Source organism: Pseudomonas cichorii, from assembly GCF_003700275.1.
In the GTDB taxonomy this organism is placed as follows: Bacteria; Pseudomonadota; Gammaproteobacteria; order Pseudomonadales; family Pseudomonadaceae; genus Aquipseudomonas; species Aquipseudomonas cichorii_B.
Map to the genome: position 1 here is coordinate 1 of NZ_RBRE01000032.1, position 9,605 is coordinate 9,605.

At 59.1% G+C, this 9,605-nt stretch carries 6 protein-coding genes; 3 read left to right on the top strand and 3 right to left on the bottom strand.

Annotated features, from left to right (window positions below; translation table 11 throughout):
* Positions 1 to 1,099: autotransporter domain-containing protein (locus ALQ04_RS07235; protein ID WP_147466571.1), on the top strand; the 1,099-nt coding region annotated here is incomplete at its 5' end.
* Between the two features lie 89 nt (positions 1,100 to 1,188).
* Here the strand turns inward: ALQ04_RS07235 and glgB are convergent.
* From glgB to ALQ04_RS07250, 3 genes are read right to left on the bottom strand one after another with little or no spacing between them, the layout of a single operon-like run.
* Positions 1,189 to 3,423: a 1,4-alpha-glucan branching protein GlgB gene (gene glgB / locus ALQ04_RS07240; RefSeq protein ID WP_122315079.1), complete on the bottom strand. Its 2,235-nt coding sequence runs from the start codon at positions 3,421 to 3,423 to the stop codon at positions 1,189 to 1,191.
* Positions 3,420 to 6,746, bottom strand: coding sequence for a maltose alpha-D-glucosyltransferase (gene treS, locus ALQ04_RS07245; RefSeq protein ID WP_122315080.1), 3,327 nt, complete (start codon positions 6,744 to 6,746; stop codon positions 3,420 to 3,422). The genes glgB and treS overlap by 4 nt, the downstream gene beginning before the upstream one ends.
* Positions 6,747 to 6,763: 17 nt before the next feature.
* A complete protein-coding gene (locus ALQ04_RS07250) occupies positions 6,764 to 8,794 on the bottom strand; it encodes an alpha-1,4-glucan--maltose-1-phosphate maltosyltransferase (RefSeq protein ID WP_122315081.1) in 2,031 nt (676 codons plus the stop codon).
* Positions 8,795 to 9,085: 291 nt separating this feature from the next.
* Here ALQ04_RS07250 and ALQ04_RS26895 point away from each other — a divergent pair, with 291 nt between their 5' ends.
* Together ALQ04_RS26895 and ALQ04_RS26900 are read left to right on the top strand one after the other, a co-directional pair.
* A complete protein-coding gene (locus ALQ04_RS26895; protein ID WP_183142128.1) occupies positions 9,086 to 9,262 on the top strand; it encodes a hypothetical protein in 177 nt (58 codons plus the stop codon).
* Between the two features lie 109 nt (positions 9,263 to 9,371).
* Positions 9,372 to 9,590, top strand: coding sequence for a DUF3203 family protein (locus ALQ04_RS26900; RefSeq protein WP_183142129.1), 219 nt, complete (start codon positions 9,372 to 9,374; stop codon positions 9,588 to 9,590).
* Positions 9,591 to 9,605 lie beyond the last annotated feature (15 nt).

Consider the following 9,605-nt stretch of genomic DNA (forward strand, 5'->3'; position numbering starts at 1 on the left):
ACCAACACCAACACCAACAGAGCCTGGGGTACCGACACCTGCTCCGCAACCGCAACCGCAACCGCAACCGGCAAGAGTGCAGCCCATTGCCGCTCCCGGCACCCCGCCACTTCCACAACCTGTGCGTGGTGCAGCGCCAGTGCCGCTGTATCGTCTGGAAGTCCCCAACTACGCGGTAGTCACGCCCGCCATTGCGACGCTGATGATGTCATCGCTGGGCACCTTTCATGAGCGTCAAGGCGACCAGAACCTGCTGACAGAAACCGGCGTCTTCCCCGCAGGCTGGGCCAGGATATTCGGCAACGACTTCAGACAGGGCTGGTCCGGCACCGTGGCTCCAAGCCTGGATGCGTCGCTCAAGGGCTATCAGATCGGCCATGACGTGCTGGCCAGGCAAACCTCTGGCGGACGAACCCAGCGAGCCGGACTGTTCGTAGCCCATTCTCGCTTGGACGGACACGTCAAAGGTTTTGCCGGAGGCTTCCACAATCGCCGTACCGGCAAGCTGAAAATCCAGGGTGACAGCCTGGGTATCTACTGGACGCTGACCGATCCGAGAGGCTGGTATGTGGATGCCGTGGCGATGGGCACCCGACTGGATGGCCATAGCCGCTCCGAACGAGGGATACGTATCGACACCGAAGGCAATGCCCTGAGCCTTTCGCTGGAGGCCGGTTACCCGGTGGCGCTGTCCTCGCACTGGGTGATCGAGCCTCAGGCACAGATCATCCACCAGCGGATCGATCTCGATAGCCAGAACGATGGTATTTCACATATCGCTTTCGATTCCCGGCCCTATACCAGTGCTCGCCTTGGCGGACGCCTTGAAGGACGATATCAGGTGAACGGGATTACGCTTGAGCCGTTCGTACAGGGCAATCTCTGGCACACCCTCGACGGCTCGGACACGTTGACCTTCGACCATCGCGACCGCATCAAGACGCAGCACCAGTCCACCACGGCAGACCTGGGCATTGGCCTGAGCGCCAGACTGTCCAGGGACATCAGCCTTTACGTGAGCACCGATTACAGCAGCAATCTGGATGGCAATGACCTGAACGGGCTGCGCGGTAATCTGGGAGTCCGGATGAGTTGGTAAAGCCCGCCCTGTACAGCGTGTAGGCGGACTCATCCGCGAAGACGGTCTTGTGCCGTTTTCGCGGATGAATACGCTCCCACAGAGGCTTGTCAGGCCTGCTCTATCCTTGGCTTGAGCACCAGCACCGCAAGCGGCGGCAGGCTCAGGTGTACGGACACCGGCATGCCATGGCTCTGGCTGTCCTCGGTATGCACGCCACCGCCATTGCCCAGATTCGATCCGGCATAGGTTTCGGCATCGCTGTTGAGCAATTCGACCCAGGTGCCGGCAAAAGGCACACCGACGCGATAGCTATCACGCGGCACCGGCGTCAGGTTGGCGACCACCAGCAATGGCTCGCCCTCCTTGCTCCAGCGCAGCCAGGCATACACGCTGTTGGCCGCATCGTCGCCGATCAGCCACTGAAAGCCCATTGGCTCGGTGTCGCGCTCATGCAGAGCCTTTTCCTGGCGATACAAGCGATTCAGATCGGTCACCAGCTTTTTCACGCCGATATGCTCGGCGTATTGCAGCAGGTACCAGTCCAGTTGTTCGTCGTGATTCCACTCACGCCACTGGCCAAACTCGCAGCCCATGAACAGCAGCTTCTTGCCCGGATGGGTCCACATGAAGGTCAGGTAGGCGCGCAGGTTGGCGAATTTCTGCCAGCGGTCACCGGGCATCTTGTCGATCAGCGAACGCTTGCCGTGCACCACTTCATCATGGGAAATCGGCAGGATGAAACGCTCGGACCAGGCGTACATCAAGCCAAAGCTCAGCTCGTTATGGTGATGGGCACGGTGGACCGGGTCTTGCTGAATGTAATGCAGCGAGTCATGCATCCAGCCCATGTTCCACTTGTAGGCGAAACCCAGGCCGCCCTGCTGGGTATTCTGGGTCACGCCCGGCCAGGCTGTGGACTCCTCGGCGATTACCATGGTGCCCGGTGCCTCTAGCGCGACCACGTCATTGAGGTGACGCAGGAAATCGATGGCCTCCAGGTTTTCCCGACCACCAAAACGGTTCGGCACCCATTCGCCAGCCTTGCGCGAATAATCGCGGTACAGCATCGAGGCCACCGCATCCACCCGCAGGCCGTCGATATGGAAATGCTTGAGCCAGTGCAGCGCCGAGGCCAACATGAAACCATGCACTTCGGTGCGGCCCAGGTTGTAGATCAGCGTGTCCCAATCCTGATGGAAGCCTTCCTGAGGGTTGCCGTATTCATACAGCGCCGTGCCGTCGAACTGGGCCAGACCATGAGCGTCGGTAGGGAAATGCGCGGGTACCCAGTCGAGAATCACGCCGATCTCGGCCTGGTGGCAGGCATTGACGAAGGCGGCGAAGTCTTCGGGCGAACCGTAGCGCGCCGTTGGGGCAAATTGCGCCAGCAACTGATACCCCCACGAACCGCCGAAGGGATGCTCCATGATCGGCATCAGTTCGATATGAGTGAACCCCAGTTCCTTGACGTAGGGAATCAGCCGGTCGGCCAATTCACGCCAGTTGTACTGCCGCCATTGAGTGCCGTCTTCGTTCTGTTCCATCTGCCAGGAGCCGGCATGCAGTTCGTAGATTGACAACGGTGCCGCCGGAGAATGGCGATCACCACGCGACTGCAGCCAGTCATGATCCTGCCAGTCGAACTGCAGCGGTCTGGCAACCTTCGACGCCGTATCGGGCGGCAAGGTAGTTGCCAGTGCTACCGGATCGCACTTCAAGGGCAGGATGCCCTGGCTGCCGAGAATCTCGTACTTGTAGATTTCGCCCGCCTCAAGACGGGGCACAAACACTTCCCAGACACCAGACGGGTGCCGCAGGCGCATGGGATGCCGACGTCCATCCCAGTTATTGAAACTGCCGACCACCGAAACCCGACGGGCATTCGGTGCCCAGACCGCGAAGCGCACTCCATCGACACCCGAGACATTGGTAATCTGCGCGCCCAGGCAACTGCTCAGGTCGCGGTGATTGCCTTCGGCGAAAAGATACAGGTCCATTTCACCCAGCAGCGGACCGAAGCTGTAAGGATCCTCGGTAATCTGTTCGCCGCCAGCCCAGTTGATCTTCAGCAGATATGGCTGTTTCTGGTGGAAATGGCCGATGAAGAATCCCGGGACTTCACTCATTTCCAGCTCGCCCAACTCACGACCGTCTTCACGGGCCAGAGCGCGAACGCTCAGGGCTCCCGGCAGGTAGGCACGAATAAACTGTCCGCCTTTTCCATCTTCGTGAGGCCCGAGAATGGAAAAGGGATCCCGGTGCTCGGCACGGATCAACGCATCCATATCGACGGCAGCGGGCATTGGTTGGCGGCCCGCGCCGATTTTGTCAGGCAAATTCATTTGGTTTCTCCATCAGACAATTCCAGCAATCCACGCAAGCCCTGCAAAGGTACGGCCAACCAACTCGGACGATTCTCGGCTTCGTAGATCACTTCATAAGCAGCTTTTTCCAGGGTGAACAGCTCAAGTGCAGCGCCCTCGCCTTGCGGGTCTTCCCAGGCATGCGCCAGTTCCCGGGTCGCCTTGCGATAGCCTTCCAGGAACGACTCGCGGGCCTGCGCCAGATAGGTCTCGGCCACATGAAGCCGGGCTTCGCCGGCCTCGACCGAAGTATCCACACTCTGCGCGCTGCGCACGGCCATGGCCGCAGCGTAGTCGAAAGAACGCAAAACGCCGCTGACATCCTTGAACGGGCTGTGCTTGGCACGTCGTTCATTCAGGCTGCGGGCAGGCTCGCCCTCGAAATCGATCAGATAGGCATCGCCCTTGACCACCAGCACCTGACCCAGATGCAGGTCACCGTGAACGCGCATGCGCAAACCGCCTACCGAACGTTTGGCCAGGTCTTGCACATGTTTGTGAATGGCTTTGCGCCTGTCGAGCAGATCGCTGACCAGTTGTTGATCATCCGCCTCCAGATCTTCCTTGCGCTGATCGAGCAATTGCAGGGCGCGCTCAAGCTGGGCAGCGATACTTTTCGCAGAAGCCTCGCTGTCCTTGACGCTGGTGACTTGCACTGCAAAGTCCGGGTTATCCGTCGGTGCAGCCAGGACCTGATGCATTTCACCCAGCCGTTGTCCCAGAAACAGTGAGAAGTCGGCCAGCTCCAGCAGCGCGTTGTAATGCTGTTCCTGCTCGGATATGCCATGCGCCAGTGCATCGCGCACCGCGCGCTCAAGGTTGTTCTGGGTCCATTCCCAGGCATCACCCTGATTGCTCAGATAGCCTTGGGCGATCATCAGCAAATGCGGCTGGCCATCATTGCCGACTCGCGTCAACGCCCCCAGCAGCGGGGAAATGTTCCGGTAGCCAGCCTGGGTCAGGTATGCGCCCATTTCCAGTTCCGGGTGAGTGCCAGCGCTGACCTTGCGAATCAGCTTGAGCACCAGGCTGCCCACCACCACCGAACTGTTGGACTGCTCGGCAGAGAGGTAGCGTACTTCCGACTCTTCGTTCAGCCCCAGCGGAGCCAGTTCCGAGCTGTGCTCGAAACGTAATTCGCCTTCATTGCAAGGCAACACGGTCTGCGCCTGCATGCCTTGAATCACCGCACGGACAAAGGTTTCCAGGGTAAAGGCATCGGTGATCAGGCCGACTTGCCGACCTCGCCGGACGCGCGCCAGTGCCAGTTGCTGTGGCAAGGCACTGCTGATGTCGTCTTCGGCAAGCAGCCCGAAAGGCAATTGATAACGCTCTGGCTGGCCCTCGGACGTGACCTCGATTTCGCTGAGCAGGACCGGATGTGACGGGTCGCCAAAGCGCACCGCATAGGCGATGTTGACCTGCTCGATGGCCTTGTCCTTGCCAGCGAACCAGCGACGCTTGGGCAGATAGACCGCCAGGGAAGTCTTTTCCATGGTGCTGCGCAGCGGCTCATCGAGCAGTTCCTCAAGGCGTTTCTTGAGGACCAGCGTAGGAAAGTCCGGCATGCTTTTAGCGGGTTCGACGTGCCAACTGGGCATTTGATTCTCCGGGGCGAGAAGAAACCAGTAAAAACCATAAGGTGGCAGCGTCAGCAGATAATTCAGTTGCCCGATCGGCGGGAATGCACTGCCGCCGAGCATTTCCACCGGTACAGTGCCCGCGTGGGCGGACAGCTCCAGCTCAGCCGCCTGGGCCGCACTGGAGACGTTGGCTACGCACAGAATGGTCTCGTTGTGTCCATCTGACCCGGTGTATTCGCGAATGTAGGCCAGGATGCGACGATTGGACGGCGAAAGCATTTTCAGCGTGCCGCGGCCGAAGGCCTTCTGCTGCTTGCGCACCGCCAGCATGCGGCGATTCCAGTTCAGCAGCGAGTGCGAGTCTTTTTCCTGGCTTTCGACGTTGACCGACTGATAGCCGTACAGCGGGTCCATGAGCGGCGGCAATACCAGACTGGCCGGATCGGCCCGCGAAAAGCCGCCATTGCGGTCGATGGACCACTGCATCGGCGTACGTACGCCATCGCGGTCGCCCAGGTAAATGTTGTCGCCCATGCCGATTTCGTCGCCGTAATACAGCGTCGGGGTGCCGGGCATGGACAGCAGCATGCTGTTGAGCAGTTCGACACGCCGCCGGTCACGCTCAACCAGCGGTGCCAGACGGCGCCGGATACCCAGATTGATACGGGCACGCTTGTCGGCCGCGTAATAATTCCACAGGTAGTCGCGCTCGCGGTCGGTGACCATTTCCAGGGTCAGTTCATCGTGATTGCGCAGGAAAATCGCCCATTGGCAATTGGCAGGGATTTCCGGCGTCTGGCGCAGGATGTCAGTGATCGGAAAACGATCTTCCTGGGCCAGTGCCATGTACATGCGCGGCATCAGCGGAAAGTGAAATGCCATATGGCATTCATCGCCATCCGCACCATGGGTGTCACCGAAATACAGCTGCGTGTCTTCCGGCCATTGATTGGCCTCGGCCAGCAGCATGCGATCCGGATAGTGAGCGTCGATTTCCGCACGAATGCGCTTGAGGACCTGATGCGTCTCGGGCAGGTTCTCGTTATTGGTACCATCGCGCTCGATCAGATACGGAATGGCATCCAGGCGCAGACCATCGATCCCCAGATCCAGCCAGAAACGCATGACATCCAGCACCGCCTCCATCACTTGCGGGTTATCGAAGTTCAGGTCCGGTTGATGGGAATAGAAACGGTGCCAGAAATACTGACCGGCAACCGGGTCCCAGGTCCAGTTGGACTTTTCCGTGTCGAGAAAGATGATCCGCGTGCCTTCGTATTTCTGGTCGGTATCGGACCACACATAAAAGTCACGGGCCTTGGAGCCGGGCTTGGAGTGCCGCGCCTTCTGGAACCAGGGATGCTGGTCCGAAGTGTGGTTGATGACCAGTTCGCTGATGACTCGCAAACCGCGCTTGTGGGCCTGGGCGATAAACTTTTTGGCATCGGCCATGGTGCCGTAATCGCTGTGCACATCGCGATATTCGGAAATGTCGTAGCCATCGTCGCGACGCGGCGAGGGATAGAACGGCAACAGCCAGATGGTATTGACGCCCAGCTCGGCAATGTAATCGAGCTTGTCGATCAGGCCGGCAAAATCGCCGATACCATCGTTGTTGGAATCGAAAAACGACTTCACGTGGACCTGATAGATCACCGCATCCTTGTACCAGAGCGGGTCGTTGATGAACGTGGCGTTAGTAGCTTTCTTCTTCGCCATGACTAGCTCCTGCCTGTTCAATTCGCGGCCTGGATACGCCAGATGCCAAAGGGCTGATACGAAGGATCAATGCGCATCCATTGAACCTTGCCGTACCAGGTCCAGCGGTGTCCGGTCATCAAGTCTTCTCCAGAAGTGGCGGCGTCGTCAGGCAGGCCCATGTCCCACAAAGGCAGCTCGAAGTGCGCTTCCTGGGCATTGAACGGATCGAGGCTGACGGCGACCAGAATGAAGTTGCTGCCATCGTCCGAGCGTTTGCCGAAATACAGGATGTTGTCGTTCCAGGCCGCATATAGCTTCAAGCCCAGATGAGTATGCAGCGCCGGGTTCTGCTTGCGGATGCGGTTGAGCTGGGCGATCTCGGCAATGATATTGCCCGGTGCGGTGAAGTCGCGGACGCGGATCTGGTACTTCTCGGAATCCAGATACTCTTCCTTGCCCGGAATCGGAGCCGACTCGCACAGCTCGAATCCCGAATACATGCCCCACAGTCCAGAGCCCATGGTTGCCAGCGCAGCACGGATCAGAAAGCCCGCGCGTCCCGACTCATGCAGGAAATGCGGGTTGATGTCCGGGGTATTGACGAAAAAGTTGGGCCGGTAGCAATTGCGCAACGGTGGCTGGTTGAGCTGGGTCAGGTATTCGGACAGCTCGGCCTTGGTATTGCGCCAGGTGAAATAGGTGTAGCTCTGCGAATACCCGACCTTGCCAAGACGCGCCATCATCGCAGGCTTGGTAAAGGCTTCGGCCAGGAACATCACATCCGGATGCTGGCTGCGAATGTCAGCAATCATCCACTGCCAGAATGGCAACGGCTTGGTATGCGGGTTGTCGACCCGGAAGATCTTCACGCCCTCCTCGACCCAGCCGAGTACAACGTCACGCAACTCCAGCCACAGACTGGGAATCGCATCGGCAGCATAGAAATCGACGTTGACGATGTCCTGATATTTCTTCGGCGGGTTTTCTGCGTAACGAATGGTGCCGTCCGGCCGCCAGGAGAACCAGCCCGGATGCTCCTTGAGCCAGAGGTGATCCTGGGAACACTGGATAGCGAAATCCAGGGCAATTTCCAGCCCGTGTTGCGCAGCCGCGGCAACCAGATTGCGAAAATCCTCGCGGGTGCCCAGTTGCGGGTGAATGGCGTCGTGGCCGCCCTCTTCACTGCCGATGGCATACGGGCTGCCGGGATCGTCCGGACCTGCTGTCAGCGAATTGTTGGGGCCTTTGCGATGGGCTCGGCCGATGGGATGAATCGGCGGGAAATACAGCACGTCAAAGCCCATGTCCCGAATCATCGGCAGCCGTGAATGCACATCATTGAAGGTGCCGTGCCGTGCAGGATCATCGGTGATCGAACGGGGGAAGAGCTCATACCAACTGGCGAACTGCGCCAACTGGCGCTCCACATCCAGCGGAAACTCGATACTGCGACTCAGAAACGCACGGTTGTCTGCCTGCACCATCAACGCTGCTGTTTCACTGTGCAGCAGCAAGGCGACCCGGGCCTCGGGGTCCGCCTGTCCCAGACGTTCCAGAACGCTTTCGATCTGCTGGCGCAACGCACCCTGACTGCGCTCGGCGGCATGCAGCAGATGCAGGCGCCCTTCTTCAAGCTCCAGCTCGATGGGCACACCGGCAGCGTACTTTTTCTCCAGCTCATAGCGATAGCTGGCGTACTGATCGATCCAGGCTTCCAGGCGAAATACATAGCGATTGACGGAGGTCGGCGTGAACTCGCCGATCCAGCTGTCATTGCCAAGGTCGCTCAGCGGTGAGTCGTGCCAGTTCTCTTCACCGTCTACCCGCCAGCAGACCCGCACCGCCAGTTTGTCGTGCCCGTCGGCAAACACCTTGCCGGTAACCGTCACCTTCTGCCCGACGATGCCCTTGGCGGCAAACAGTCCGCCATCGACCACCGGCATGACGTCTTCGATAACGATGCGCGGTAGTTGCAGAGCTTGGGTCAGGGACAGTGGACGGATTGGGTGTGGAACATCGGAGGCCAGAGAATCCGGGCCATACGGCTGATCAGCAGTCACATTCATCGAGCATCACTCCTCACGCCCCTGGGACGCTCCTGTGCAATCCATGCAGAAAAAAAGACTATATCGATGCAGTGCGGGCAGATGCAGACAGTAAAGACTTGTCTGTTCCGGCCGCATAGTTTCCGAACAATGGTGGTTGGGAAAGTTCAAACAGCTTTCGGATCGATAGATCGACCCACAGCTTAGTCCAATAGCCGATAAGCGTTAGAGCCCTGACCACCCGGCAATCGGGTTGAATCATCTGCAAGGCAGGGGGGTCGAAAAATTGTGCAACCAATACAGGTGACGCCCATGAACATCCCAATCCCCGCCGAAACACCGGACCCGAATATCGACACACCCACGCTGCCCGTACCACCGCCAGCCGAAGAGCCACCACCCACCATGCCGCCCGTGGTCCAGCCGCCGGCAGGCGATCCACCAACCCAGGAACCACCTGCCGTGCTGCTGGATGACTTGCCCCAGTGAACCAGACACGGAGGGCGCGCGCCGCCCTCCTGCGTCGAACCCTGACCCTGATCAATATCCCGGGTTTGAATGTCTGAGAGTTTTGCCGCACACCTCAAGGAGCTGTGCCATGACACTGGAATTCGATAGCACCCACACATCCTGCTCCGTGACGTTTCACGATACGATCCTGCGCAGCCCTGTGGCGAATGTGGTCATCACGACCAATGATGCGACCCATATGTCCGAGGCATTGATTGACGGGCAGAACGTTCCGATCACCGAATCCGATGCCGACACGCTGACCGTGCATGGCGCACAGGACAAGCGCCATCACACGGTCAACTGAGCTGGTCTAATGACC